General features: G+C 73.6%; 21 protein-coding genes. 14 read left to right on the top strand and 7 right to left on the bottom strand.

Features of this window, described 5'->3' with window-relative positions:
* Positions 1–269 precede the first annotated feature (269 nt).
* The 8 genes from ACTYVM_RS34965 to ACTYVM_RS34930 all read left to right on the top strand — a co-directional run bounded on the left by ACTYVM_RS34965 (position 270) and on the right by ACTYVM_RS34930 (position 7,814).
* Positions 270–488 carry a hypothetical protein gene (locus tag ACTYVM_RS34965; protein ID WP_445529813.1) on the top strand — a complete coding sequence of 73 codons (219 nt, stop codon included), beginning with the start codon at positions 270–272 and terminating at the stop codon, positions 486–488.
* The gene (locus ACTYVM_RS34960) at positions 485–2,215 is read left to right on the top strand and encodes a CoA transferase (protein WP_445529812.1); all 1,731 of its coding nucleotides are present in this window, start codon (positions 485–487) and stop codon (positions 2,213–2,215) included. Before ACTYVM_RS34965 ends, ACTYVM_RS34960 begins: the two co-directional genes overlap by 4 nt.
* Entirely contained in the window at positions 2,212–2,478 is a 267-nt protein-coding gene (locus ACTYVM_RS34955) for a hypothetical protein (RefSeq protein WP_445529811.1), read from the top strand. Before ACTYVM_RS34960 ends, ACTYVM_RS34955 begins: the two co-directional genes overlap by 4 nt.
* The gene (locus ACTYVM_RS34950) at positions 2,468–3,472 is read left to right on the top strand and encodes a UbiA prenyltransferase family protein (RefSeq protein WP_445529810.1); all 1,005 of its coding nucleotides are present in this window, start codon (positions 2,468–2,470) and stop codon (positions 3,470–3,472) included. Before ACTYVM_RS34955 ends, ACTYVM_RS34950 begins: the two co-directional genes overlap by 11 nt.
* 131 nt (positions 3,473–3,603) lie before the next feature.
* Positions 3,604–5,196 carry a class I adenylate-forming enzyme family protein gene (locus ACTYVM_RS34945; RefSeq protein ID WP_445529809.1) on the top strand — a complete coding sequence of 531 codons (1,593 nt, stop codon included), beginning with the start codon at positions 3,604–3,606 and terminating at the stop codon, positions 5,194–5,196.
* A 208-nt stretch (positions 5,197–5,404) separates the two neighbouring features.
* Positions 5,405–6,082, top strand: a complete 678-nt coding sequence (locus ACTYVM_RS34940) for a TetR/AcrR family transcriptional regulator (protein WP_445529808.1) — start codon at positions 5,405–5,407, stop codon at positions 6,080–6,082.
* On the top strand, positions 6,033–6,827 hold the full coding sequence (locus ACTYVM_RS34935; protein ID WP_445529807.1) for a maleylpyruvate isomerase family mycothiol-dependent enzyme: 795 nt from the start codon (positions 6,033–6,035) through the stop codon (positions 6,825–6,827). The genes ACTYVM_RS34940 and ACTYVM_RS34935 overlap by 50 nt, the downstream gene beginning before the upstream one ends.
* Before the next feature lie 153 nt (positions 6,828–6,980).
* The gene (locus ACTYVM_RS34930; RefSeq protein ID WP_445529806.1) at positions 6,981–7,814 is read left to right on the top strand and encodes a maleylpyruvate isomerase family mycothiol-dependent enzyme; all 834 of its coding nucleotides are present in this window, start codon (positions 6,981–6,983) and stop codon (positions 7,812–7,814) included.
* A 53-nt stretch (positions 7,815–7,867) separates the two neighbouring features.
* On the opposite strand, the gene ACTYVM_RS34925 is transcribed toward ACTYVM_RS34930, so the two are convergent.
* Positions 7,868–9,676, bottom strand: coding sequence for a glycoside hydrolase family 35 protein (locus ACTYVM_RS34925; protein WP_445529805.1), 1,809 nt, complete (start codon positions 9,674–9,676; stop codon positions 7,868–7,870).
* A gap of 243 nt (positions 9,677–9,919) precedes the next feature.
* On the opposite strand from ACTYVM_RS34925, the gene ACTYVM_RS34920 reads away from it, so the two are divergent.
* Positions 9,920–10,960 carry a LacI family DNA-binding transcriptional regulator gene (locus tag ACTYVM_RS34920; protein ID WP_445529804.1) on the top strand — a complete coding sequence of 347 codons (1,041 nt, stop codon included), beginning with the start codon at positions 9,920–9,922 and terminating at the stop codon, positions 10,958–10,960.
* Positions 10,961–11,224: 264 nt separating this feature from the next.
* Positions 11,225–15,277, top strand: coding sequence for an endo-alpha-N-acetylgalactosaminidase family protein (locus ACTYVM_RS34915; protein ID WP_445529803.1), 4,053 nt, complete (start codon positions 11,225–11,227; stop codon positions 15,275–15,277).
* Positions 15,278–15,432: 155 nt separating this feature from the next.
* Here ACTYVM_RS34915 and ACTYVM_RS34910 read toward each other — a convergent pair whose 3' ends face one another.
* Positions 15,433–16,707: a DUF418 domain-containing protein gene (locus ACTYVM_RS34910; protein ID WP_445529802.1), complete on the bottom strand. Its 1,275-nt coding sequence runs from the start codon at positions 16,705–16,707 to the stop codon at positions 15,433–15,435.
* A gap of 196 nt (positions 16,708–16,903) precedes the next feature.
* On the opposite strand from ACTYVM_RS34910, the gene ACTYVM_RS34905 reads away from it, so the two are divergent.
* On the top strand, positions 16,904–17,572 hold the full coding sequence (locus tag ACTYVM_RS34905) for a response regulator (protein ID WP_445529801.1): 669 nt from the start codon (positions 16,904–16,906) through the stop codon (positions 17,570–17,572).
* Positions 17,569–18,681: a sensor histidine kinase gene (locus tag ACTYVM_RS34900; protein ID WP_445529800.1), complete on the top strand. Its 1,113-nt coding sequence runs from the start codon at positions 17,569–17,571 to the stop codon at positions 18,679–18,681. Before ACTYVM_RS34905 ends, ACTYVM_RS34900 begins: the two co-directional genes overlap by 4 nt.
* 108 nt (positions 18,682–18,789) lie before the next feature.
* Here ACTYVM_RS34900 and ACTYVM_RS34895 read toward each other — a convergent pair whose 3' ends face one another.
* The 4 genes from ACTYVM_RS34895 to ACTYVM_RS34880 all read right to left on the bottom strand — a co-directional run bounded on the left by ACTYVM_RS34895 (position 18,790) and on the right by ACTYVM_RS34880 (position 22,569).
* The gene (locus tag ACTYVM_RS34895) at positions 18,790–19,428 is read right to left on the bottom strand and encodes a hypothetical protein (protein ID WP_445529799.1); all 639 of its coding nucleotides are present in this window, start codon (positions 19,426–19,428) and stop codon (positions 18,790–18,792) included.
* Positions 19,429–19,525: 97 nt separating this feature from the next.
* Complete coding sequence (locus tag ACTYVM_RS34890; protein ID WP_445529798.1) at positions 19,526–20,809, bottom strand: ATP-binding protein; 1,284 nt, start codon at positions 20,807–20,809, stop codon at positions 19,526–19,528.
* 93 nt (positions 20,810–20,902) lie between these two features.
* Positions 20,903–21,769: a class F sortase gene (locus ACTYVM_RS34885; RefSeq protein ID WP_445529797.1), complete on the bottom strand. Its 867-nt coding sequence runs from the start codon at positions 21,767–21,769 to the stop codon at positions 20,903–20,905.
* A 140-nt stretch (positions 21,770–21,909) separates the two neighbouring features.
* Positions 21,910–22,569 (bottom strand): GVDTG sorting domain-containing protein, encoded by a 660-nt coding sequence (locus ACTYVM_RS34880; protein WP_445529796.1) that lies wholly within the window; start codon positions 22,567–22,569, stop codon positions 21,910–21,912.
* A gap of 456 nt (positions 22,570–23,025) precedes the next feature.
* On the opposite strand from ACTYVM_RS34880, the gene ACTYVM_RS34875 reads away from it, so the two are divergent.
* Positions 23,026–24,273: an FAD-dependent oxidoreductase gene (locus ACTYVM_RS34875; RefSeq protein WP_445529795.1), complete on the top strand. Its 1,248-nt coding sequence runs from the start codon at positions 23,026–23,028 to the stop codon at positions 24,271–24,273.
* 19 nt (positions 24,274–24,292) lie between these two features.
* Here ACTYVM_RS34875 and ACTYVM_RS34870 read toward each other — a convergent pair whose 3' ends face one another.
* The gene (locus ACTYVM_RS34870) at positions 24,293–24,802 is read right to left on the bottom strand and encodes a MarR family winged helix-turn-helix transcriptional regulator (protein WP_445529794.1); all 510 of its coding nucleotides are present in this window, start codon (positions 24,800–24,802) and stop codon (positions 24,293–24,295) included.
* A gap of 172 nt (positions 24,803–24,974) precedes the next feature.
* Between ACTYVM_RS34870 and ACTYVM_RS34865 the strand changes: the two genes are divergently transcribed.
* Positions 24,975–26,339, top strand: a complete 1,365-nt coding sequence (locus ACTYVM_RS34865) for a pyridoxal phosphate-dependent decarboxylase family protein (RefSeq protein WP_445529793.1) — start codon at positions 24,975–24,977, stop codon at positions 26,337–26,339.
* The last annotated feature ends 96 nt before the right edge of the window (positions 26,340–26,435 follow it).

The raw sequence follows: 26,435 nt of genomic DNA, 5'->3' as shown, positions 1-26,435 counted from the left end.
CGCCACCGCTGTGCATCGTGCACGGGCCGCCGTGGGCCCCGGAGGCCGACGGGCCACGCGCCTCCGACCGGGCGATCGTGGTCACTCCGCGCAGTGAAACCCGCGGGCCCCCGGAACCGGCCTGCCCGGCGGCAAACCCGGGCCGCACTGCGGGGATGCCGCGGCCGCGACCCAACACGGGCCGAAACGGAGAGCGAGATGACTGTCGCTCGATGTGATCTTCTGTGTGTGTCGTCGGGCAACGGGCCCGAGGTGTCCAAGGGGATCTCATGCACACATCCGCTGACGGCAGGCCCTTCGCCACCGCATCCCTCGCCGGCATCCTTCATCCGGCCGGCTCGGGCGCCGCCGTCGCGCCCGCCACCACCATCGACCACGGCCCGGTCCTGCTCGCGCCGAGCCGCGCCGGAGCAGAGTGGATGCGGCGTCCGCGGTTCCGCGCCGGCTCGTGCGTGATCTACTCCGTGCAGGGGCGGCGATCCCGGTGAGCGTCGACGCGTGTGTACGCAGGGAGGCGCGGCGGGCGCCGGAACCGCACCGGCCGCTGGCCGGGATCCCGTTGACCGCCGCGGGCGGCTCGACGGCGCTCACGGTCGCCGCCGAGCACCTGGCGCTCCTCGGCTGCGAACCGGCCACCGCGGGTCCGGAGCACGGCACCGGTGACGCCGGTGACGCGGGCACCCTCGTGGCCGCTTCGGGTTCCGGCAGCCTGACCTGCGCCCTCGACTGGGCGGGCCCGGTGGCGCTGCCTCTGGCGAGCGAGGCCGACGTGCAGTCCGCCTGCGGCATCGCCCACATCCACGGGCGCCGGTACGGGGCGCCCACGCCGCTCGGACTCGACTACGCCGGAGCGGTGACCGGCGTGCTCGCCGTGACCGGCGTGCTCGCCGCGTTCCACGCCGCCGCGCGCGGCACCCGGATCGGCCGGGTGAGCACCTCGGTCGCGCAGGGCGCGCTCCTCGCCGCGGGCCAGTACCTGGCCATGGCGAGCGCCGCCCCCGCGCACCCGTCGGACGTGCCGGTGCCGGTGGCACGCCCCGCCGCGGACGCCGGCGCCCCGCCGTTCACGAGCGCCGACGGGGTCAGGTTCGAGATCGAGACCCTCGACGCCGAGGCCTGGCAGCGCTTCTGGACCGTCCTCGACGCCGAGCGGACCGCGATCCGCCGTGGCTGGCCGCCGTTCCAGCACCGGTTCGCCACCGCCGTCTGCCCGCTGCCCGCCGCGCTGCACCGCGTCGCCGCGCGGCGTCCGTACCGGGTGATCCGCACCGCGGGCGCCCGGACCGACGTCAGCGTGCTGCCCGTCCGCGGCCTCGACGCGCCGGAGCCGACCGCCCTGCCCGAGACCCCGTGGACCGTCAGCGCGCTGTCCGCGGCCCGGCACGCGGTGCCCTCACCCGCGGCGGCGGCCCCCACGGTGTCCCGGCCGCTCGCCGGGCTGGTCGTCGTCGAGTCCACCGGACGGGTGCAGGGACCGCTCGCCGGGACCGTGCTCGCCCGGCTCGGGGCCCGGGTCGTCAAGGTCGAACCGCCCGGCGGGGATCCCCTGCGCGGCACCGAGCCGATGGTCGGCGACTGCTCGGCCCGGTTCCTGGCGCTCAACCACGGCAAGGACGTGGCGGAGGCCAACCTGCGGACCCCGAGCGGCCGCGACACGCTCCGTGAACTCGTGCGCGACGCCGACGTGTTCCTGCACAACTGGGCCCCCGGCAAGGCGGCCGCGTGGCATCTCGACGCCACCGACCTGGCCGGGGTCAGGCCCGGCCTCGTCTACGCCCGGGCGTCCGGCTGGGGTGAGGCTCTCGGGCCCACCCCGCCGCTCGGCACCGACTACCTGGTGCAGGCGGGCAGTGGTCTGGCCGGGCTGACCGCGCGGCACGGCGAGCCGCCGACGCCGTCGCTGATGACGCTGCTCGACGTGCTCGGCGGGCTGGTCTGCGCCGAGGGGGTGCTGGCCGCGCTGGTGGCGCGGTCCGCCACCGGCCGCGCGGGGCACGGGAGCGCCCCGCCGCTGCGCGTGGACACCTCCCTGCTCTCCGCCGCGGCCGTACTGACCCGGCACGGATCCGGTGGCGCCGCCGCCTCCCGCCGTCCGGCGCCGTCGGTCCCGCTGACGACCGACCTGACCGAACTCGCCGCGGACCCGCGGTTCGGCGCCGCACTGACCCGGGCCGGCTGCGTTCTGCCCGGTACACCCTGGGAGTTCACCGCATGACGGAGACCTGGACCACGGCCGGCGGCGTCGACGTACCCGACCGGGTCCCGGCACGGCCGCGCCGCCGGCACGCCGAACAGGGGCCCGTACCCGGCCGTGGCCTGTGCGCCCTCTTCCAGGCGCGGGCCGCGGCACACCTCGAACGCCCCGCGGTCGTCGACCCCGAGGGCACCCTCGACCGGCGTGCCCGGCGGATCGCCACGGCGCGGGGTACCCCGCGGACGCCCGGCGTCACGACCACAGGGAGCGTCCATGACCAGTGACCTCGGCTCCGAGACCGCCACGGAGCCGCCACTCCAGGACGTCGGCGACGTCGGGCTCCGCCCCGGCCTGCGCCCGGGGCCGCGGCTTCCCGCCTACCTCCGGCCGGCCAAGCTCGGCATGGTCGACCACTACCTCAGCCTGGCCGTCGTCTGGTCGCTGCTCCCCGTGGCCCAGCGGTTCGACGGGGCGTCGTTGCCGACGCTGCTCGCGTTCCTGCTGGGCGAGGTGTGCCTGGTGGCGGCGGCCGTCGCGTTCGGCGACGTCACCAGCCACCGGGACGGAAGCGGCGCCGCGCACTACGGCCACGACGCGCCGGGGCGGGCACTGGCCCGCAAGCCACTGTCGGCCGGGGCGCTCACCGAGGCGGCCGCGGTCCGTTTCGCCTGGGGCGCGCTTCTCGCCGGGTGGCTGTGCTGGACGGTGGCGCTGGTCTGCGCGCCGCACCGCCCGGTGTGGGCTGCCCTCGCCCTCGCGGCCGCCGCCGTCGTCGTCCCGCAGTACTCGTGGGGCCTGCGGTTCACCTTCCCGGGCCTTCAGGAAGTGAACCTGGCCGTGGTCGGCTGGGCCTTCGTGCTGCCGCTGTTCGGCCTGCTCACCGGGGAGTTCACCGGGCTCGCGGTCGTGGAGGCGTTCCTGTTCGGGCTGGGGCCGGTCCTGTTCGGCGTGTACTCGAACCCCCACGACGTCGAGGGGGACCGCGTGGTGGGCCGGCCGACCGCCGCGCGTCCGCTGTCCCTCGCCGGCAACCGCCGGTTCGTCGGTGCGCTCTCGGTCGTCGAGACCACGGTGATCGTCAGCGCGCCGCTGCTGGGGATCGCCCCGTGGTGGTTCCCGCTCGCCTTCGTCCCGCTGAAGGCGACCCGCGTGAGGCAGTTCACGGTCGGCATGGTGCGCGGCGACGTCCTGCGCGGCCGGCTGATCGGCATCCGGGCCCACCGGATCCTCGTCGTCACGCTGGTGGCGGTCAACCTCCTGAACACCAGCCTCGCCTGAGCCGGAGGGCGGCGCGAGGACCCGAGCCGACGTCCCCGCGCCCCGCGCGGAGGCCCACCCGGCCCCTCCGCGCCACGCCCCACCGTCCAGCAGCTCCCGTGCGCGCAACGCGATTCCTCGGAGGTCACCCGATGAAACTCCTCGCCCCCGGACCGTTCTTCGACGTCCTGGCCGACCGCGGCACCGGGACGACGGTCCATCTGAGCCGGCCGCTGGACATCGCGGACGACGGCCGGACCACGTACGACATCCCGGACCTGGCCCATCTGGTGAGCCAGGCGGCGGGCTGGCTCGAGGGGCTGGGCGTGGCGCCGGGCGACCGGGTCGCCGTGATCAAACCCAACCACTGGGACTACGTCCTGCTCGCCTGTGCCGCCGCCCGTATCGGCGCGGTGCCCGCGCTGATCTCCGACCGCCTCCCGGCGGAGACGCTCCAGGTACTGCTCAAGCGCCTCGACGCCGCCGCCCTGGTCACCACCTCGGCCACGCTGGCGGCCGCGCGCGGTGAGGAGACCGACCTCACCGCCTTCACCCGCCGCACCCTGACCCTCGACGCCCCCGCACCCGGCGCGGTCCCGCTCGCGGACGTGCGCGGCCACCGGACGCCGCCGCCCCGCCCCCGCCCGGACGACCTGACCCTGGCCATCATGCACACCTCGGGAACCACCGGGGTCCCCAAGCTGGTCCGGCACTCCGCCAGAACGCTGATCCACCGGATCGCCGCGGCCGAGACCCGGCGCCTGCCCCTCGTGTCCACCCGACGCGACGACACCGTCGCCCAGGCGGCGTCGTACGCGCACGGGCGGGGTCTCGCCTGGACCATCAGCGTGTTCTGGCTCGCGCCGCGCGCGGCGGTGATCCTGGACGGCTACGGTCCCCGGCTCGCCGAACCCGTCCTGCGCGCCCATCCGCCGACCGTGCTGGAGGCCACGCCCTCGGCCTTCGTGCGCTGGCAGCCGCTGGCGGCGTCGCCGGACAACCCCTTCCACGACGTCCGGCTCTACATCAACACCTACGACGCCGTCCACCCGCCCACGGTACGGACGTTCCTGACCGCGACCCGGCGCCGGCTGCCGCTGTGGGTGCAGGTCTGGGGGCAGTCCGAGACCGGGCCGCTCACCTTCCGCTGCCTGACGCGCAGGTCGGTGCGCGCCACGGGGGAACGCCATCCCACCACCCGTGACCTGGGGCGGAGCGTGCCCGGGACCGCACTGCGCGTGGTGGACCCGGCGACCCTCCAGCCCGTAGGGCGTGCCAGGCCCGGCCTGGTGCAGGCCCGCACGAGAACGCTGTGCGCCGGATACGTCAGCGAACCGGAGCGGATGCGCGCCAAGTTGTCCGGTCCCTGGTTCACCACCGGGGACCTGGGCCTCATCACCCGCTCCGGCCGGCTGCTCCTGCTGGACCGCGAGGTGGACGCGATCCCCGACGGCAGCTGCGTCGAGATCGAGGACGTGATCCACGACCGGCTGCCGGAGGTCGTCGAGGCGGTGGTGCTCGGCCGCGCGAGCGGACTGCCGCAGCCGGTCCTGGTGACCCGGGACGGCACGCTGGACATCGGCGCGTGGCGGCAGGCCGTGACCGACCTTCCGCCGCTCGGCGAGCCGACGGTGCTGCCCCTGGACCAGCTCCCGCTCACCGCGACGGGCAAGGTCCGGCGGCAGGAACTGCGCGACCGACTGCTCGACGGCGCACCGCCGTACGGCACGGGGCGGTGGACCTGAGCCGGGACCCGGCTCCATCGGGCGATGAAGTCGAGCCCGTAAGCCGGCCCCGCCCGGGCCACGAACCCGAGCCTCCGACCCTGACCGGCCGTCAGAGCGTGACCGGCCGTCAAAGCGTGACCGGCCGGCGCGCGGTGCTCGCGGTGTGTCCGAGCGCGGAACTGACGGGGTATTGACTTCCCTATGCCCATTAGGTTTTCTTAATGGCATGAGGGAGGACCGGAGGCTGCGCCGACGCAACGACACCGTGCGGGAGATCCTCGACACCGCGCTCGAGGTGATGGCGGAGGAAGGCGTGGCCGCGCTGAGCCTGGCCGAGGTGGCCCGGCGGATGGGGATGCGGCCGCCCTCGCTCTACCAGTACTTCCCGTCCAGGACCGCCGTCTACGACGCCCTGTTCGAGCGAGGGATGCGTGAGACGGTCGGCGTGCTCGAGCCGTACCGGGCCATGCTGTCCCGGGATCCGCGCGGCGCCCTCCTGGCGGGCCAGCAGGCCACCGTGGCCTGGGCCATGGCCCATCCGGTGCTGGCACAACTGCTGTACTGGCGGCCCGTGCCCGGATTCGAACCCACGCCACGGGCCTTCGAACCCGCGGTGCGGCAACTGGAACTCCTGCGGGCCGCCCTCCGGGCCGCGGTGGGCGCCGGGCAGCTGTCGCCCGCCGCCGCCGAGGAGGACGGGGTGGCCCTCTACACGGCGCTGATGGCCGGAGTGATCAGCCAGCAGCTCGCCAACGAGCCGTCCGCGCGGGTCGAGGAAGGCCGCTTCACCCGGCTCACCCGGACGACGGTGGACATGTTCTTCCACTTCTACGCCCCCGAGGAGGGCGAGTGCGATGACACAGACCTACGAGGAGGCCGCACGCCTGCCGCGTACCGACCGTGACCAGTCGGCCGCGGTCGCCGAGGCGGAGGGCCGGGCCGCCATGGACGTCCTCGCGAAGCTCGGCGACGACGACTGGCACCGTCCCACCGACTGCGTGGAATGGGACGTGCGGACGCTGGTCTCCCATCTCGTCGCCCAGTGCGAGGACAACATCTCCCTGGCCACCATGGTGCGCAGGGAGATCACGGGCCGGCTGCGCCACCGGGGCATGGGCCCGGTCGACGCGCACATGGCGGCGCAGGTCGCCGACCACGCCACCGCGTCCGGACCGGAGTTGGCCGAGCGGTTCGCACTGCTGTGGCCCCGCGCCGTACAGGCCCGTCGGCGCCGCCCGGGACTGATGCGGCGTGCCAGGGTCGGCACCGGTGTGGCGGAGACACCCCGGATGTCCGTCGGCCACCTGCTCGACACCATCTACAACCGCGACCTGTGGATGCACCGCATCGACCTGGCACGGGCCACGGGACAGTCCCTCGTGGTGGGAGAGCACGACCGGCTCATCGTCGAGCAGGTGGTCCGCGACCTGGCCCTGGCCTGGCCGGGAGCGCCCGTCGCACTGGAGCTCACCGGGCCCGCCGGGGGCACGTGGCTGATCGGCTCGGGCGAGCCCGCGTCGGTCGTCCGGGCGGACACCGTCGCCTGTCTGCGCTCCCTGGCCGGACGTGATCCGGACGTACCGCTGGAACTGGTCTCCGGAACCGACGCGGCTCTCGCGGCCACCCGCCGCGCCCGGATCGTCTTCTGATCCCTCGTCGCACGCCCCGGCAGCGGGCCCTGCCGGGGCCATGGGCCGGCCGTCGCGGTACTCACCCGCCGGCTGACCGGCCCGGTACGCTCGGCGTCCCGCTGCCGGCGGGACTCGACCGCGCGTACGCGCGGCAGGAAGGAGCCGAAGGGCATGCGTCCCACCATGAGGCAGGGCAGCGGGGAACGGCTGCCCGAAGGGCTCGCGGAGGCGATACGTGAGACCGCCGGTGACATCGCCGCACTGTTGCGGGGCGCGGCCGACTCGACGCGCGCGGTACCGCGATCCACGTGGACGGTCGGCGAGGCGGCCGCCCATCTGGCGCTGGCCAACGAGTTGATGGCCGACCTCGCGCGCGGGCGGGAACGCCCCTACGGGGACGGCACACCGCAGAGCCTGGCCGCGGCCAACGCGCGGGCCCTCGCCGCCTTCGAGGAGCGTCGGCCCGAACCACTGGGGGCGATGATCGCGGAACAGGCCGAGGCGTTCCTGGACGCCGTGGATCGGGCCGCGGGCGAGGGCGCCGCGGACGAACCGGCGCTCGTCACGCCGCTGGGCCGCATGGGCAGGGCCACGCTCGCGTCCTACCTCCTGACGCACATGCTGGGCCACGGCTACGACCTGGCGCGGGCCCTGGGCCGCCCGCACATGGTCGACCCCGGACGTGTCGGGTTGTGCATGCCGTTCATGCTGCTGGTCATGCCGAGGGTCGCCGCGGCGTCCACGGCGGGCGTGACGGCGCGTTACTCCATCCGGCTGCGCGGCGGCACCACGTTCGGCGTCGCTCTCGACGACGGCGCCATGCGCGTGACCCCGCGGCCTGAGCTCCGGCCCGACTGCACCATCCTGATCGAACCGGTCGCGTTCCTCCTCATCGCGTTGGGCCGCCGCACCCCGTGGTGGGCCATGGCCAGGGGGCACGTCATCGCCTGGGGCCGCAAGCCCTGGCTCGCGCCCGGCTTCCCGAACCTGTTCACCGCCCCCTGATCCGCCCGCCCGGCTCCGCCGCGTCGCGGCCCTCGGACATTGCGTCGGCACCGCTACGAGGAGAAGGTCTCGATGTACTCCTCGGCCTCCCCCAGTTCCGGCGCGTCGCGCAACTCGATCCGCTCCCCCAGGCGTTCGAGCTCCAGCAGGGTGACGGTGTTCTCGCCCGGCACCAGGAGCGGCGCCGGGAGGTAGAGCGTCACCTGGGGGCCGATCTCCCAGTACCGGCCGAGCAGGAAGCCGTTGATCCAGGCGAACCCCTTGGCGAAGCCGGGGAACGCCAGGAAGGTGTCGGCCCGCTCGTCCACCGTGAACCGTGCCGTCGCGAATCCGGCCGGGCCCCGCGGGTCGGTGGCGGCGGCCGCGCGGGCGAGCTCCCGCGCCGACCACTCGTCCAGCGGCAGCGGCCGCATCGTCCAGCCGTGGACCATCCGGCGTCCCACCCGGACATGGCCGAGGATGCCCTTGCCCTGTCCGAGGAGCGGGCCGTAGTTGATCCGTCCCTGGTTCTCGACGAGGAGTTCGAGCCGCACCCGGCGGCCTGTGCCGTGGAGGGTGAGCGAGCCGGCCTCCCGGTCGACGACCCCGGCCGGGGCTCCGTCGACGAAGACCTGGGCGCGGTCGTGCAGCCCGGTGACGGCCAGTTCGAGGGCGCCTTCGGGGAGTTTCGGGTGCGCGCGGTAGAGCACCAGGCCGGAGGACTGCCCCAGTTCCTCGAAGCTCAGCGGGTGGGGTGAGGCCACCGGCCGGGACACGGCCTCCAGCCCGTCGAGCAGTGCGGCGCCCCGGACGACCGGGACGGCGCGGGGTGCCAGCAGCGCGGGGTCGGTGGGCGGTGGCTGCTCCGGGGGGCCGGTCAGGACGCTGAGCCGGTCGCGCAGGGCGAAGAACTTCGGGGTGAGCCCGCCGTGTTCGGCGATCGGCGCGTCCGAGTCGTAGCTGGTGACGGTCGGCTGGAGGGTCTCGCCGTCGTGGTTGGCCCCTGCCCAGAGCCCGAAGTTGGTGCCGCCGTGGGCCATGTAGAGACTGACCGAGCCACCGGCGTCGAGGATGTCGCCGAGCGTGCCCGCCGCGCTCCGCGGCGACCGGACGTGGTGCCGCTCCCCCCAGTGGTCGAACCAGCCGTTCCAGAACTCCGCGCAGACGAACGGCTCGCCGGGGCGGCGCGTCCGCAGCAGCGCGGCGGCCTCGGCCGCCTGAGAGCCGAACGTCGCGGTCGCGAGCTCGTCGGGCAGGGTGCCGCCGTCGAGCATCAGCGCGGTCGGGCCGTCGGCTGTGAAGAGCAGTTCGGTGATGCCGCGCTCCACCAAGGCGTCGCGGACCCACCGCAGATACCCGTGGTCGTCGCCGTAGCTGCCGTACTCGTTCTCGATCTGCACCGCGACGACGGGTCCTCCACGCGCCGCCTGAAGGGCGCCGAGGCGCGGGATCAACTCGTCGAACCAGCCCGCCACCGCGTCCAGGAAGGGGCCGTGCGAGCACCGCGGCCGCATCCCCGGGGTGCCCGTCAGCCAGGCGGGCAGGCCGCCGTTGTCCCATTCGGCGCAGATGTACGGGCCGGGTCGCACGATCGCGTCCAGGCCGGCCTCCTGCGCGAGGCGCAAGAACCGTTCGACGTCGCGTGGGCCGTCGAAGCGCGTGCGGCCCCGGTGCCGCTCGTGGAAGTTCCACGGCACGTAGGTGTCGACCGTGTTCAGGCCCAGGGCGGCGAGTCGCGCCAGCCGGTCCGGCCACTGGTCGGGGTGGACCCGGAAGTAGTGCAGCGACCCGGCGAGGACGCGGTGCGGGCGGCCGTTTCGCAGGAGTGCGCCGTCGGCGTGGGACAGGGCGGGCACCGCCGTGCGCGTGGTGGGCTTCTTCACGGCCTCTCCCTTCGGTGTGGGTGGGGAGAGCGGAACCCGGCTCCCCCGCGGTCCGCCGCACGGCCGGACGCGCTGACGTGCCGGAACTATGACACAGGATGTTAGCGATGCCAATGGCGGCCCGCTCCGCTCCTTCGTCCACTCCTTCTCCGCCGCTTCTCCGCCCGGACAGGCACTCCGAGCAGCCCGGACGCCGCCGTGCGGGCGCTATCATCGCCGTCGGAGGAGCGAACGAGGGAACCCATGAAGCAGCGGAGCGAGGGCGACGACGCCGCACGGCCCCCGGGCATGACCGATGTCGCCCGGCTCGCCGGGGTCTCCCCGCAGACCGTGTCGCGGACCCTGGCGGGCCACCCCAACGTGCGGGAGGGAACGCGGGCGAAGGTCCTCGCGGCCGTCGACCAGCTCGGGTACCGCAAGAACAACGCGGCGCGGATGCTGTCGTCCGGCCGCAGCCGCACCCTCGGTGTGGTGACGCTCCAGACCACCTTCTACTCGCGCACCGCCGTCCTGTACGGCATCGAGAACGCGGCGCGCGAGGCGGGCTACTCGGTCTCCACCGCCACCACCGCCTCCCTGGACACCTCCGCCATCGAGGGAGCGCTGGCGCGGCTCGCGGAGCAGGGCGTCGAGGGGATCGTCCTCGCCGTCCCGCTGATCCACGTCAGCAGGCGGATCGAGCAGCTCACGGGCTCGGTTCCGACCGTCACCATCGACGGGTCGCGCACCTCCGCGACCGAGGTGGTGGCCGTCGACCAGACCCAGGCCGCTCGCCTGGCCACCCGGCATCTGCTGGATCTCGGGCACGAGACGGTCTGGCACGTCGCCGGACCCCGCGCGTGGCTCGACGCGGTCAGTCGCACCCAGGGCTGGCGCGACACGCTGGAGGCGGACGGCAGGAGCGTCCCGCCCGAGCTGGAGGGTGACTGGTCGCCCGCGTCCGGGTATCGCAACGGCCTCGTCCTGGGCCGGATCCCGGATGTCACGGCGGTGTTCGTGGCCAGCGACGAGATGGCCTTCGGAGTGATCCGGGCGCTGCACGAGCTCGGCAGGCGGGTGCCCGACGACATCTCCGTCGTCGGCGTCGACGACATCGCCCTGGCCGAGTACTGCTCGCCGTCGCTGACCACCGTGGCCCAGCCGTTCACGCAGATGGGAGCGCTCGCCGTCGCCCATCTCATGCGCCATCTGGAGAACCCGGGCGCCGCCCCGGACCCCGCGTCCGTCGAGCCGGCCCTGATCGTGCGCGCGAGCACCGCGCCGATGCGCCGCGGCGGCCAGTAGGAAGCCCTCCGCCCACGGCCGCGGCGGCGCCGGGTGACGGCCACCCACGGCCGGCAGCGGCCGGCGCGGCCAGCGCGGCCGGCGGCGGATGCTGCCCGCCCGGGATGCGCGGCGATGCCATGCCCACCGGTGAATCGCCGTCGGCATCTGGTGTTATCGATGCCATTCCCCTACTGTCTCCCCCGCCCCATCAGCGTCATCACGGCCCGGCAAGGGCCCCGTCTTCCTCGCTCTCCCGTTCCGGAGTCATCAGGAGGCCCCAGCGTGGATGCCATCCACTCGCAACGTCCTCGACGCACACCCCGGTCAAGAACAGGCGCCGCCGCGACCGCCGCGCTGCTCGCGCTGGGCACACTGTCGGCCGGTGCCCTTCCCGCCCATGCCGACCCGGCCACCGCGACGGCGACGGCCGCACCGGCTCCCCCGGACCACCCCGCGACACCGGTCGAGCTGACCGGACCCGGCCTGACGGTCCAGGTGGCCAAGGAGTTCCCGCAGGTCATCTCGTACACGATGGGCGGCAGAACGCTCGACGGCCAGGCCCGGGCCCTGGACACCTTCACCGTCAACGGCACGGCGCACACCGCCACCACGACCATGAAGGCGCACGGCGACCAGGCCGTCTACACCTCCGTGTTCGCCGATCTGCCGGACCTCACGATCACCTCGACGATCACGGTGACCGACCAGAGGACCGTCGTCTTCGCGGTGAAGAGCATCGAGGGCGCCGCCGCCCACACCGTCGACCAGTTGTCGATCCCCGACCAGTCACTCCTCTCCGCCGACTCCTCCTCCCCGGGCACGACCCTGGCCCGTACGAGGATCTCGACCGACTCGACCACCACGGCCGACGAGTTCGTCCCGGTCACCGCCGCGACGGCCCCCGACAAGGCCGCCGTCGGCACGCCGTACGGCTTCGTGAGCAACGGTGATCTGGCCGGCGGCATCATCACCAACGCCACCGATGACTCCGCGCAGGACAACAACGACAACTGGAACACCCGCCTGCAGTCGCGGATCGTGGACGCCGGCAACGGCGCCCGGCGCGCGGAGCTGTCGGCAGGCACCTACACCTACGCGCCCCGGGGCGCCACCGACCCGCGGGTGAGCACGTACGCCCTTCCCAAGGCGACCGTCGTGCTCGCCGCGGACGCCAACGGCGACGGCCGGGTGGACTGGCAGGACGGCGCGATCGCCTACCGGGACCACATGCCCCGGCCGCTCGGCGCGGACCGGGTGCCCGAACGCGTCGTGCAGCACATCCCCTTCAACTTCGCGAGCCAGGCGACCAATCCGTTCCTCAAGACGCTCGACAACGTCAAGCGCGTGTCGATGGCCACGGACGACCTCGGCCAGTGGGTCCTGGAGAAGGGCTACGCCAGTGAGGGCCACGACTCGGCCCACCCGGACTACGGCGGCAACTACAACACCCGGGCCGGCGGGCTCGCCGACCTGAACAAGCTCACCAAGGCCGGCGCCGGGTACAACGCCGACTTCGCCGTGCACGTGAACGCCACCGAGGCGTACCCGCAGGCGAAGAACTTCAGTGAGGCCCTGGTCAAGGGCCAGGTCAACGGCTGGGACTGGCTGAACCAGTCGTACCACATCGACCAGCGCGCCGACCTGGGCTCCGGAGCCGTCCTCGACCGGTTCGAGCAACTGCGCCACGAGGCCCCGGGCGTCAAGGGCCTCTACATCGACGTCTACTACTCCAGCGGCTGGCTGGCCGACTCGCTGGCCACGCAGTTGCGGACGATGGGCTTGGAGATCGCGACCGAGTGGGCCTACAAGTTCGAGGGCAGGTCGACCTGGTCCCACTGGGCGAGCGACAAGGGCTACGGCGGCGCCACCAACAAGGGCATCAACTCCAACATCGTCCGGTTCATCGCCAACTCCGACCGCGACGTGTGGAACGTGGACCCGCTGCTCGGCGGGTCCAGCGTCAAGGAGTTCGAGGGCTGGACCGGCCACGACGACTTCAACGCCTTCTACCGGAACATCTGGACCGACAACCTGCCGACCAAGTTCCTCCAGCACTACCAGGTCATGGACTGGGACTTCGGCAAGTCCGCCACCCTCACCGGCGGCGTCCGGGTCGCGATGGCCGACGGCAGACGCCAGGTGTCGATGGACGACGCGGTCGTGCTCGACGGCGACACCTACCTGCTGCCCTGGGGCGAGGCGAAGGGCGGCAACGGCACCTCCTCGCCGAGCCGGGCCGACAAGATGTACTACTACAGCGCCTCCGGCGGCACCCACACCTTCGACCTGACCCGGCAGTTCGCCTCCACCCGCACCTTCACGCTGTACAAGCTCACCGACCAGGGCCGGGTGAAGGCCGCCCAGGTGAAGGCCCAGGACGGGCGGGTGACGCTCACCGGCGACAAGGACCAGCCCTACGTCCTGGTCCCGAACGGGAACCAGGCCCCGCACCGGGACGCGCACTACGGCGAGGGCACCGGCCTGGTCGACCCCGGCTTCAACTCGGGCGGCCTGGACGCCTGGAACCCGCGGGGCGGGGCGGCGGTCACGCGCAGCGCCACCGGTGACAACGTCGTGCGGCTCGGTTCCGGCGAGTCCGGCATCTCCCAGCGGGTCAAGGACCTCAAGCCGGGGCGGCGGTACACGCTGAGCGCCGACGTCGAGGTCGCCGCCGGGCAACGCCGCGCCGTCACCCTGAGTGTGACCGGCGACGGGGTGCGGGCGGGCAACGGTTTCGACACCACCCCGCTGCGGAACACCATGGCCGCCGACTCCAAGCAGGGCACCTACGCGCAGCGCGCGTCCGTCGCCTTCACCGCGCCCGCCGACGGCAAGGCCACCGTGGCGATCGGCGCGGCGGCCGGGGACGCGGCGGTCACCCTCGACGACGTGCGGATCATGGCCGACACCTCCACGCCGCTGCCGCGGGGCGAGGACGGCCCGTCCGGCGGCACCGTGGTCGCCCAGGACGACTTCGAGGGCAACCAACCCGGCTGGGGACCGTTCGTGAAGGGCGACGCGGGCGGCTCCACCGACCCGCGCACCAGCGTCAGCGACCTGCACGCCCCGTACAGCCAGAAGACCTGGAAGAACACCTACTCGCCCTACGCCTCGGGCACCCTCAAGGGCCAGGCGGTGGACGACGTCATCGGCGGGAAGCACTCGCTGAAGGCCCACGAGGAGAACACCGGCCTGGTGTACCGCACGGTGCCCGCCACGGTGCCGTTCACCGCCGGGCACAAGTACGCGGTCTCGTTCCGGTACCAGACCAACGTCGAGGGCCAGTGGGCCTGGGTGACGGGGGCGGACCGGGTCGGGGACGGCAAGGTCGTCTCCCAGGACATCACTCGCGAGACCCTCGCCCCCGCGCTGGACACCGCGACGTACTCCAGGGAGATCGTCGCCGGCTGCGGCGACACCTGGGTCGGCCTGCGCAAGCTCGGCGGCACGGCCGGCACGGACTTCGTCCTCGACGACTTCCGCGTGACCGACCTCGGCCCGGTGAGCGGCGGCGCCGCCTGCGCGAGCGTGGCCACCCCGGCCGGCACCGACCTGAGCCCCGGCGTGCCGGGCGAGTACGTCACGACGTTCACCAACAACGAGCAGAGCGACGTCACGAACGTCGCCCTGCGGCTCGACGGGCTGCCCGACGGCTGGACCGCGATGGTCGAGAAGCGCGACGGCAACCTCTTCGAGAGCGTGAAGCCGGGCGCGACCGTGAGCACCACCTGGATCCTGACCCCGCCGAAGAGCGCCGCGGGGACGTCGGCGGCCTGGAAGGCGACGGCCGTCTACGCCGACTCCGGCGCCACCAAGACGGTGTCGGCGGACGCCAGGGCCACGGTCTCGACCGTCCCGGTCCTCTCACCCGGCTCGATGACGGCGACCGCCGACTCGGAGAACCTCTCCTCGGGACCGGCGGAGGGCCCGGTGTCCAACGTGCTGGACGGCGACCCGGGCACCATCTGGCACACCGACTACAGCCACGGGGACGCGCCGTACCCGCACTGGGTGACGCTGAAGCCGGCCGGTCCGGCCGACGTGGACGGCTTCGGCTATCTCGACCGGCAGAGCGGCGGGCCGAACGGCCGGGTGGCGGACTACGAGGTGGCCGTCTCCGACGACGGCCGTGCCTGGACCACGGTGGCCCGGGGCACCCTCGTCGACTCGCCGCAGATGCAGCGGATCTCCTTCCCCTCGGTGCGCGCCTCCTACGTGCGGTTCACCGCGCTCAACGCTCTCAACGGCCAGCCGTTCGCGGCCGCCGCCGAGATGCGCGTGTACGGCACTCCGGTGGACCTGCCCACCGGGTACCCGCCGGCCGACCGGCCGTAGCAGCGGCACCTGCCCGGGCCTGGGGGGGGGGGGAAGGGGGGGGGGAGGGGGTGGAAGGGGTTGTTTTCGGTGGTGGTGACCCTCCCCTCCCCACCCCCCCCCCCCCCCCCCCCCCCCCCCTTTCCTTCCCCCCCCCCCCCCCCCCCCAGGCCCTGCTACGGGACGTGCCGGGCCGGGCCGGTGGCCAGGTGGAGCAGGGACTCCAGGGGGCCGCGCCGGAACAGTCTGGTCCATGCCGCGGCCAGCAGCACGGCGGCGGCGATGAAGGCGAGGAGCACCGGCAGCGCGGACATGCCGTCGTCGTCGACAGCGGCCACGTGCCAGACGTCGGAGAGGAGCCACAGGGCGACGATGTGCAGCACGTACACGGTCAGCGCGATCATGCCGACCTCGGCGACGGGCCCGGTCAGGCGCGTGAGCCTCGGCAGCCGGTCGGCGACGATCAGGCACACGGCCATGACCACCAGGGCCACGCCCGTGTTGCCGAGGATGGAGAACGTCGTCTCACTGTGCGGCGCGGCCACCAGCAGCCAGGCGGGCGGGATGCGGTCCCCGGTCTCGCCCACCCGGTCGGACCACCACGCCGAGTTCGCCGAGCCGCCGTCCGTGGCGGCCGAGACGGCCGCCAGGGCGTGCGGGACCAGGCGCAGGGCCAGCCAGGAGCCGCCGTAGCCGAGCAGGGCGAGGGCGCCGCCGGCCGCGGCCAGCCGGGACCGGACGCCGGGCCGGGTGAGGTCGAGCCGGGCCACCGCCATGCCCGCGATCAGGAACGGGATCCAGGCGAGGACCGGATACCCCCCGGTGAACAGCAGTTCGATGATGCCGTCCGTGCCGGTGATCCGGGCCAGCGGGTCCCGGCCGATGACCGCGTCCGCCCAGTGTCCCTGCTCGATCGAGATCCGCAGCAGGTAGAGGATCTGGGGCAGGACCAGTGCTCCGGCGGCGGCGACAAGCGCCAGGACCCCGGCCCGCAACCGGTACAGCGGCAGGACGGCCAGGAAGAGCAGTCCGTAGAAGCTGAGGATCACGTCGACACCGGTGTCGAGGGCGGTCAGGGCGTAGCCGAGGACCACGAGCACGGCCGCGCGGATCATGATCCTGACCACCGCCTGGCGGCCGGCCCGCCCGGTCCGGGGGCTCGGCCGGCCGGTCAGGATGATCAGCGAGAAACCGGCCAGCAGCGCGAAGAGCGCCGAGGAGCGGCCCCGTGCCGCCTCCAGCAGGAACCCCACCGGTCCGCCCACGGTCACATCGGGTCCGACGTGGGCGGAGTACATACCGAAGACCGCGAGTCCGCGCGCGAGGTCGATGCCGACCAGCCGTCCGGTCGACGGCGGCCCGGCTCGGGTGGACGGGGGCTCGGCCCCCGGCCCGGACGACGTCTGTGACGGCACCTGCGACGGCCCGGTCGACAATGCGTTCTTCGTCATGTCCCCAAACTCTTCGAAATTCCCGAACCAGTGTATATGCCGCGTTTCCGGAGACACCCGGCCGACCGGCCGGAGCCGTCCCGGCCGGTCGGCCGGCACCCGCCGCTGACCGGCGGGAGGCCTCCGCGGTCCGCGAGCGGGCGGTCACCCCGCGTGATACAGATCGAGCGAAGGGGCTGCGACGAGCGGAGCGCACGTGATCCGGGTAGTGGTGGTCGACGACGAGGCCCTGGTCCGCGGGGGCTTCACGCACATCCTCGACGCGGCGGACGACATCGAGGTCGTGGCGGCGGTCCACGGCGGCCGGGCGGTGCGGGCGGTGCGGGAGTCGCACCCCGACGTGGTCCTGCTGGACATCCGGATGCCGGACGTGGACGGGCTCACCGTCCTGGCCGACCTCCGGCGCCTGCCGGACCCTCCGGTGGTCGCCATGCTCACCACGTTCGACACCGACGAGTACGTGGCGACCGCGCTGCGCTCGGGCGCCGCCGGTTTCCTGCTCAAGGACACCGACCCCGAGCAACTGCCGTCCCTCGTGCGTGCCCTGGCCGAGGGCGGCACGGTGCTGTCCTGCGAGGTCACCCGGACAGTGGTGGACGGCTACCTCGGCGGCGGCGTGCGCGAGCCGTCCGCCGTCCGGCGCACGGCCCGGCTGACCGAGCGGGAACGCGCCGTCCTCGTCCTCATGGCCGAAGGGCTCGCCAACGCCGACATCGGCGCCCGGATGCATCTGAGCACCGGCACCGTGAAGGGCCATGTCAGCGCCGTTCTCGGCAAGCTCCGGGTCGGCAGCCGCGTCGAGGCGGCGCTGATCGCCGAACGCGCGGGCCTGCTCACGCCGTCGCGGGACGGCCGTGCCGGATGAGTGCGCGACGGCCCCAGCCCGCTCTGCTCGACGCCGCCCTGGTCCTGGCCGCGCTGGCCGACGCCGCGGTCCACGTCCACGCCGCGGCGCGCGGGGGCACGGTCTGCGCGCTGCTCGCCGCCCTGGCCTTGGCGCTGCGCCGCCGACTGCCCTTCACGACGTTCGTGCTCACGCTCCCGAGCGCCCTGATCGGCGACGTGGTGATCGCCCCGATGACCGCGCTGTACACGCTCTCCTCGCTCAGCCGCCACCGCCCGCTGCTGGCCGGCTGCGCCCTGGTCTACGCGCCCACGGACTTCCTGCCCTGGCCGTGGTCGTCCCTGAAGGCCGCCGAACTCACCCGCACCGGCAGCCTGTTCCACCTCAGCTACACCCTGGCCACCGCGGCCGCGCCCGTCTTCCTGGGCCAGCTGGTGCAGGCCCGACGCGACCTGTCGCTCCGGCTCGCCGAGATCTCCGAAGCCCGCGAGTACGAACGGCTGCTGACCGCCCAGAGCGTGCTCGCGAAGGAACGCGCGCAGCTCGCCCGGGAGATGCACGACGTGGTGTCCCACCAGGTCAGCCTGATCGCCGTGCAGGCCGGGGCGCTCCAGGTGGCCGGCCCCGACGCCGAGACCAGGAAGGCCGCGGCGACGATCAGGCGGCTGGGTGTGGAGACCCTCGACGAGCTGCGCCACATGGTCAGCGTGCTGCGCGCCTCCGACAGCCGCCCCACCGAGCTCACCCCCCAGCCGTCCCTCGCCGACCTGCGCCGGCTGGTGGACGGCAGCGGCATCGACGCGGAGCTGAAGACGGACCTTCCCGAAGACCTCCCTCCCCCGGTGCAGCGCGCCGTCTACCGCACCGTGCAAGAGGCGCTGACCAACATCCGCAAGCACGCGCCCGGCGCCCGGGCGACCGTCCGCATCGAGCACAGCGGCGGCACCCTGCGCGCCACGGTCGCCAACACGGCCCCCACCCGGAGCGCCCTCCCGCTGCCCAGCGCCCGGCACGGCCTGGCCGGTCTGCGTCAGCGCGCCGAACTCCTCGGCGGCACCGTCACCGCCGGGCCCACGGCGGACGGGGGCTACGAACTCCTCCTGGAACTGCCGACCGGCGACCCGTCGTGACCGCCTACGGCAGGTGGGCGGGCGGCCTGTGCCGGTGGCCTCCGACACGCGCCCGCGGTCGAGCGTGCCACGAGGGAACCGGGATGCCCGGACGACCGCCCCGCGCCGTCAGGACCTCCATCGCACATAGGACTTGAAGATCGGTCCGGGCAGCCGGGCGGCGAGCCGGTCCTGACTCTGGCGGGACAGACCGGCGAACGCGCAGCCGATCGCCGGGCCGGCCAGCAGGGTGATGAGGGTGGCGACCAACGCGGCGTCGATCACGCTCTCCCTCTGGTAGCCGCCGAGGGCCAGGGCACGGACCCGGATCCGCCTTCCCGCCTTGCCCTCCGCCCAGTGCAGGGCCGCGGCCGTGTCGACGAGGCTTCCGTCCTCGGCGACGAACAACCCGGAGCAGGCCCTGCTCTTGACCCCCCTGCTGCCCGCCTCCCGATGGCACTCGCGGGCGGTGAACTCGCCCGGGGTGCCCGCCCATCCCACCGCGGAGACCTCCACCGTCCCCAGCAGCAGGATGCCGATCACGAGGGCGGCGGACCCGCACCACCACAGGAGGCGCCGGAGCGGGGAGGCGGCGGACCGGTCCGCTCGATCGGCCAGTTTCTGCAGGGTCCGCTGCCGTTGCGCACCGGTGTGCCATCCGGCGGCCCCCGGGGCGCCGGGCGCGCGGTGGACGCTCGCGGCGGCGGCCGCGGCCCTGCGGCGCCGCACTCGCCGGCGCAGCGCCGCCCGGTGGTGGAACCTCGCCACACCTGCCTCCCGCCCGGCCGCGCCGTCACCGTCGGCGGGCCGGCTTGGTCGTCGACGTCGGCCCGTGGTCGGCGTCGGCCCGCCATCGTCGCCCGTCTCAGAGGCGACTGAACGTCTCGATGTCCTCGGTGAACTCCTCGATCGCCTGGGCGGTGAGCGTGGGCCGGGTCTCGGCGACGGCCTCGAGGTAGTCCTCGGTGGTGGCCGGGCGGCCCTGCCGATGCGTGACCTCGCGTTCGAAGGCGGCCTGCGCCCCCTTGCGGGCGGCGAACTCGATGTCGGCCGGGGTGAACAGCTCACTGGCGGCCACCAGTTGCGCCACGTCCACCGAGTCGGTGGTCCGGAGGTAGCGGTCCCAGATCGCCGAGCGGGCCGTCGCGTCGGGGGGTCCGATCGGGATGACGTAGTCGAACCGGCCCGGCCGCAGGAACGCCGGGTCGAGGGAGCGCACCGAGTTCGTGGCGCAGGCCAGCAGCCGGGAGTCGTGCTCGCGGAAGCCGGGGATGAGCTTCAGCAGTTCGTTGGTGACCCCGTGTCCGGGGTCCACCGCCATGCCGGAGCGCACGCCCGCGATCTCCTCGACCTCGTCGATGAAGAGCAGCACCGAGTCCAGTTCCGCCAGGTCCGCGAACACCTCCCGCAGCGCCGCCGCCAGCCCCTCGTTCGTGTCGGCGGCGAGCCGGGACGGGAAGAGTTCCACGAACGGCCAGCTGAGCCGGGAGGCCACCGCCTTGGCGAAACTGGTCTTGCCGGTGCCGGGCGGGCCGAACAGGATGACCCCCTTCGGCGGGGCGACGCCGTAGCGGTCGGCGAGTGCCGGCTCCGCCAGCGGGAGCACGACACGTCGTTCGACGACCTGCTTCTCCCGTTCCATGCCGGCCATCGCGTCCCAGAGTCCCTCGGGAAGCATGCGACCGCCCAGCTCCGTGAGGGCGCCGGCGTCGGAGGGTCCGTGCGGTTCGAGTTTCTCGTAGTAGACCAGGTCGTCCCGGAACCGGTAGCCGCAGTGTTCCAGGGCTGTGCTCCCGGCGGCACCGGGGGGCAGCAGGGCGCTGACACGACGTACGCCCACGGCCCTCAGGCGCCGTTCCAGCTCGGTGAGGAGGGCGCTGCCGATGCCGCGCCGGCGCCACCGGGCGGCGAGCGCCACCAGGAGGACCCAGCCGCGCTGGCCGCTCGCCTGCGCCGCGGCCATGCCCACCAGTTCGTCGCCCACGACGGCGACCACGGCGTTCTGTCCGGCCCGGGCCTCGGCCATCACCTCCGAGACCGGGAAGACCGGATCCTCGTTGGCCTGCCGGCTCTCCTCCCAGATCAGGATCGCCTGGTCCAGATCGTCGTCGCGATAGTCGCGCAGGTGCCATGCGGGCATCGCAACCACCTCACCGCTCCCGGCAGTCCATTGTCTCCGCTGGACCGCCGGGCGTCGAGCCAGGCGGGCCGGGCGGGTGCGGTAGGTGTCCACCCCGGTTCGTCAGTGGAGCGAGCTCGAGTCGAGGTGGGCGAACACGACCACGTTGTCCTGGTAGCCGTCCTTGGCGCGGTCGTACTTCCCGCCGCAGGTGATCAGCCGCAGCTGGGGAGTCGCGGTGTCCGCGTAGACCTTGTCGTCGGGGAAGGCCGCCTTGCTGAAGGAGTCGATGGCGTCGACCTTGAAGCGGGCCACGGTGCCGTCCGCGCGGGTGATGTCCACGACGGCTCCGGGTTCGAGCGAGGGCAGCTCGGCGAAGACCGCGGGACCGGTCTTGGTGTCCAGGTGACCGACGACGACCGACGCTCCGCGCTCGCCGGGTGCGGGACCGCCCTTGAACCATCCGACCAGGTTGGTGTCGTTGGCCGGCGGTGGGTTCAGTTGTCCCGAGGCGTTGAGGGACAGTTGGGTGAACGGCGCGTTCACCCCGATGTCCGGGATCGACAGCCGCGTCGGTTCCGAGCGGAGGAGTGACCTGCCGTCGGCTGCGGTGCCGGAGCCGGGGGTTCTGGTGCCGGCGCTGGGGGTTCCGGCGCTGATGCCGGGAATTCCGTTGCTGGCGCCGGGAGTTCCGGCGCTGATGCCGGGAATCACGTTGCCGGTGCTGGGAGTTCCGGTGCGGGCGTCGGCGCTCGGCGCGGGCTGCGCCGGCAGCAAGGGCGGCGCGGGCGGCGCGGCTTCCAGGGAGGCGACCGCCACCGGACGGTTCGTGTGCTTGGGGTGCGCCACGGGCGCGGTGACGAGGGAGTTGTGAATGAGCGCGATGCCCAGCCCGACCGCTGCCGCGGGCCACAGCAGGCGGAGCCGGTAACGACGCGTGGCGGGCTTGGTCCCGCTCTGCTCCGTCTGGGGCGGCTGCTGAGAAGCCATGGACGGTGCCTTTCGTCAAGAGAGGTGGTACTGGCCGCGGGCGACGGTTCGGGTCGGCCGCCGCTGCCGCGGCCTGCTCTGCCCTCCGGGGGGAGGTGACGCAGGCCGCGGCAGCCCAGCGACAAGCAAGATCAGTCCGATCAGGCCGCGGACGGACCCGACGCCTGACGGCGGCGGAGCATGTACGCACCGGCGCCCAGGCCGCCGAGCAGCAGCGCCGCCCCGACGCCGAGGGTGGTGGTGTCGGTGGACGACTGGGCGAGCCCGCCACCGCCGGCGTGCACGCCACCGTGCGGCCGGTGCCCGCGACCCTCACCACGGTCGCCACGGTCGCCGCGGTCGCCCTGGTCACCACGGTCGCCCCGGTCGCCCCGGTCGCCCCGGTCGCCCCGGTCGCCCCGGTCGCCGCGGTCGCCCTCGTCGTCACGGCCACCACGGTCGCCCTCGTCGTCACGGTCGCCGTCGGCCTTCATCAGGGCCAGGGCTCCCCCACCGGCGTGCACGCCACCGTGCGGCCGGTGCCCGCGACCCTCGCCACGGCCCTCGCCGCGACCCTCACCACGGCCCTCGTAGCCCTTGTCATGGCCACCGCGGCCTTCGTCGTCGCCGCGTCGATCGCTCTTCCTGCCCTCGTCGCTGTCGTTGTCGTCGGAGTCCTCACCGCCGCGCTTGTCAGCCTTGGCCGCGTGCTGCTGCGAGGAGGGGGACGCGGTCATGGTCACCGCGCTCGCAGCAGGGGCGGACAACGCCACGGCCGCGGCCAGGGCCGCGGAGGTGAACAGAGTACGGGTGATACGCATGGGTGTTCCTTCCGTCACGACTGCGAGAGCCGGCCCAACGCCCACTCAATCGGGAATCGCAGCAGCGACGTGATCACCTTCAGCGGAATCCTGACGCCCCACCACTTGAGCGCCGCATTCGGACTACTGACGCCCCCTCCATACCTCCGCGCGAGGGAACGGAGGCGGCCTGGGACACGGCCCGCCCTCCCTCGGCCAGGGGCGACCGAAGCCCCGCCCTCGGCCGGTCTCCCGCTGCCCCCGTCCGCCATCCGTTCGGCCCGCAGCCGATCGGTGACCGCGCACTCCACCACCGCTCAACTCCCCTGAGATGACTAGCGGTTGAGGGGCGGCCTCGGCCGGCTCCGGGCGCCGGCCGGCACCGACCAGCGGCCGTGCAGGGGGTGCTTCCACCCGACGGAGGAGTATAATTTTCATCAGTTGATGAATTACCGTTCTCCTGAGAGGAAGGGCGTGATGGAGCGGACCACGTGTTGTGTGGTGGGGGGCGGCCCCGCGGGCATGGTGTTCGCCCTGCTGCTGGCCCGCTCGGGCGTCGCGGTGACCGTGCTCGAGCAGCACGGCGACTTCCTGCGGGACTTCCGCGGCGACACCGTGCACCCTTCGACCTTGGCGCTGCTGGACGACCTGGGGCTGGCCGAGCGCTTCGCGCGACTGCCCCAGCGCCGGGTGCGCACCGTCCAACTGCCCGCCGGGCCCGGCGGGTCGATGGTGACGGTCGCGGACCTCGCGACGCTCCCCGGCCCGTACAACTACGTCGCGATGGTGCCCCAGTGGGACCTGCTCGACCTCCTCGTGGACGAGGCCCGACGCGAGCCGTCCTTCGAGGTGCGGATGAACACCGAGGCGACCGCCTTCCTGGTCGAACACGGCCGGGTCACCGGGGTGCGCTACCGCACCTCCGACGGCCGCACCGGTGAACTGCGCGCGGTCCTCACGGTCGCGTGCGACGGCCGCGGCTCGCTGGCCCGCTCCCGGCCGGAACTGGGGCTGCGCCGCTTCGACTGTCCGATGGACGCCTGGTGGTTCCGGCTGCCGCGGCACGAGGGAGACCCGAGCGGGCTGGTCGGCGGCGCGGGCGACCGCCTCCTGACCGCGATGATCGACCGCGGCTCGTACTGGCAGTGCGCCGCACTCATTCCCAAGGGGACCGACGCCGAGCGCCGCGCCGCCGGCCTCGACCGCTTCCTCGCCGACTTCGCCGCCGCCGTGCCCTGGGCCGCCGACCGCACGCACACGCTGCGCTCCTGGGACGAGGTCAAGCTCCTGGACGTGCGGCTGGACCGGCTGCGGCGCTGGCACCGCCCGGGTCTGCTGTGCATCGGCGACGCCGCACACGCGATGTCCCCGGTCTTCGGCATCGGCATCAACCTCGCCGTGGAGGACGCCGTCGCCGCCGCCCGGTACCTGGTCGGGCCGCTGCGCCGAGGGACCGTGGGCCTGCGCGACGTACGCGCCGTGCAGCGCCGCCGCCGTCCCACCACCGTCGTGACGCAGGCGCTGCAACGGGCCGCCCACGCCGGATTCATCGGGCCCGTCCTGCGGGGGCGGCAACCGCTCGGCAGCGACGACCGGGCCCGGCGCACCGCGGGCCTGCTCAGCGCCTCCCGGGCGGCCCGGCGGCTGCCCGCGTACTTCCTCGCCTACGGCGCGCTGCGCGAGCGCCCGCCGGAGAGCGCCGTCCGCCGACGGAGGCGGACGTGACGCCGCGGGGTGCGGTGGCTCAGTCGGCGTCGTCGCGCAGTGCCCGGTGGATCTCCCGCAGCGAGCCGGTCAGCCGGGCGTAGTCCTCGCCCGCCACCGGTGTGACGAAGCGGCGCTCGACGACCCCCGCGTGTACGGCCGCGGCCCGGAGGAACACGGCACGGCCTTGTTCGGTCGGCTCCACCAGGACGCTTCTGCGGTCCTCGGGGGACGGCAGGCGCCGGACCAGGCCGGCCTCCTCCATGCGGTCCACCAGGCGGGTGATCCCGCCGCTGGTGAGGGTGAGGTCGGTGGCCAGCACCCGCTGGGAGACGTCCTCGCCCGGCTGCCGGCAGAGCCGGATGAGGACCTCGAACATCGTGTGGCCGATCCCGCACTCCTGGCGCAGAGCGGTGTCGATCCGCTGCTCCAGACGCGTGGCGACCTTGATCAGCAGGCCGAAGTCGCGCACCAGCGCACTGTTCGCGGCGCGGGCGGTCTCCTCGTCCTGCCGGGTCGCGTCGTCCACCTCCCTGATGCCCTCTCTCACTTCGGTCCCGCGTGGTCCTGCCCCGCCGAGTTTACTGCCGAATCACCTACCGATGCCTCAACCACTGAGCAATCAGCCGCTGACTGGTTGATTACTGAGCAGTTGATTGCTGAGGAGTCAACGAAGTTCTATGGTGGCGGCGTCCGTACGACAGCCGGAGAGAGGGAGACCAGTGGACCTGCAGCACTGGCTCGGCCGAGCCACCCAGTCGATACAGGAGTGGGCCGACACCTTCGCCCCCTACGAGCCGCACCCGTCGCTCCGGGTCGACGACGACCGGTTCGCCGCCGCCTTCGAGGAGTTCACCGGCCGGCTGAAGGACAACTACCCCTTCTTCCATCCGTCCTACGTGGGCCAGATGCTCAAGCCCCCGCACCCCGCGGCGGTGGCCGGCTACCTCACCGCGATGCTGATCAACCCCAACAACCACGCCCTGGACGGCGGTCCGGCCACCGCCCGCATGGAACGGGAGGCCGTCGCGCAACTCGCCGCGATGTTCGGCTACGACACCCACCTCGGCCACCTCACCACCAGCGGCACCATCGCCAACCTCGAAGCCCTCTTCGTCGCCCGGGAACTCCACCCCGGGCGGGGCGTCGCCTACAGCGAGGACGCCCACTACACCCATGGCCGGATGTGCCGCGTCCTGGGCGTGGAAGGCCACCCCGTCCCCACCGACGACCGGGGCCGTACGGACCTCGGCGCCCTGGAGGAGCTGCTGGGGACCGGCCGGGTGGGCACGGTCGTCCTCACCGCGGGCACCACCGGGCTCGGGGCCGTCGACCCGATCCACGAGGTCCTGCCCCTCGCGCGGCGCCACGGCGTCCGGATCCACGTCGACGCCGCGTACGGCGGCTTCTTCACCCTGCTCGCCGGCGCCGGCGGTGACGCTGGGCTGCCGCCCGAGCCATGGCGGGCGATCGCCGGGTGCGACTCGGTCGTCGTCGACCCGCACAAGCACGGACTCCAGCCCTACGGCTGCGGTGCGGTGCTCTTCCGCGACCCGGAGGTGGGGCGCTTCTACCTGCACGACTCGCCGTACACGTACTTCACCTCCGACGAACTGCACCTCGGCGAGATCAGCCTGGAGTGCTCGCGCGCCGGGGCGTCGGCGGCCGCCCTGTGGCTCACCTTCCGGCTCCTGCCGCCCACGCCCGACGGTCTGGGCGGCGCCCTCGCGGCCGGCCGCCGGGCCGCGCTGAAGTGGGCGGACCTGATCGACGCCTCCGAGGTCCTGGAGCTGTACCAGCGGCCCGAGTTGGACATCGTCACCTACTTCCCCGCCGTGGAGCCCGCCACGCTGAGCGCCGTCGACACCGCCTCCGCGCGCGTCCTCGGCGACGGCATGACCGGCCCCGACCCCGTGTTCCTGAGCACGCTGCGGGCCGACCGCGAGGCGTTCTCGACCCGCCACCCGAAGATCGTCGCGGACGCCGACGGCGCCCGCGTCCTGCGCAGTGTCCTGATGAAGCCGGAGGCCGAGCACCACGTGGAACGGGTCCACGCCGAGGTCGAGCGGCTCGCCCTGTCGCGGTGACCGCCCGGAGGCACCGTGACCGGCCCGTTCCGGCGCACGGCGCGTAGCCCCTCCCGCCCTCGCCTGGTCAGGGTCGCCCGGTGGTGCGACGCTGGG

The organism is Streptomyces cyslabdanicus (assembly GCF_052663305.1).
Note: the sequence above shows the minus strand (reverse complement) of the source record. Positions and strands in the feature narration are given on the sequence as shown.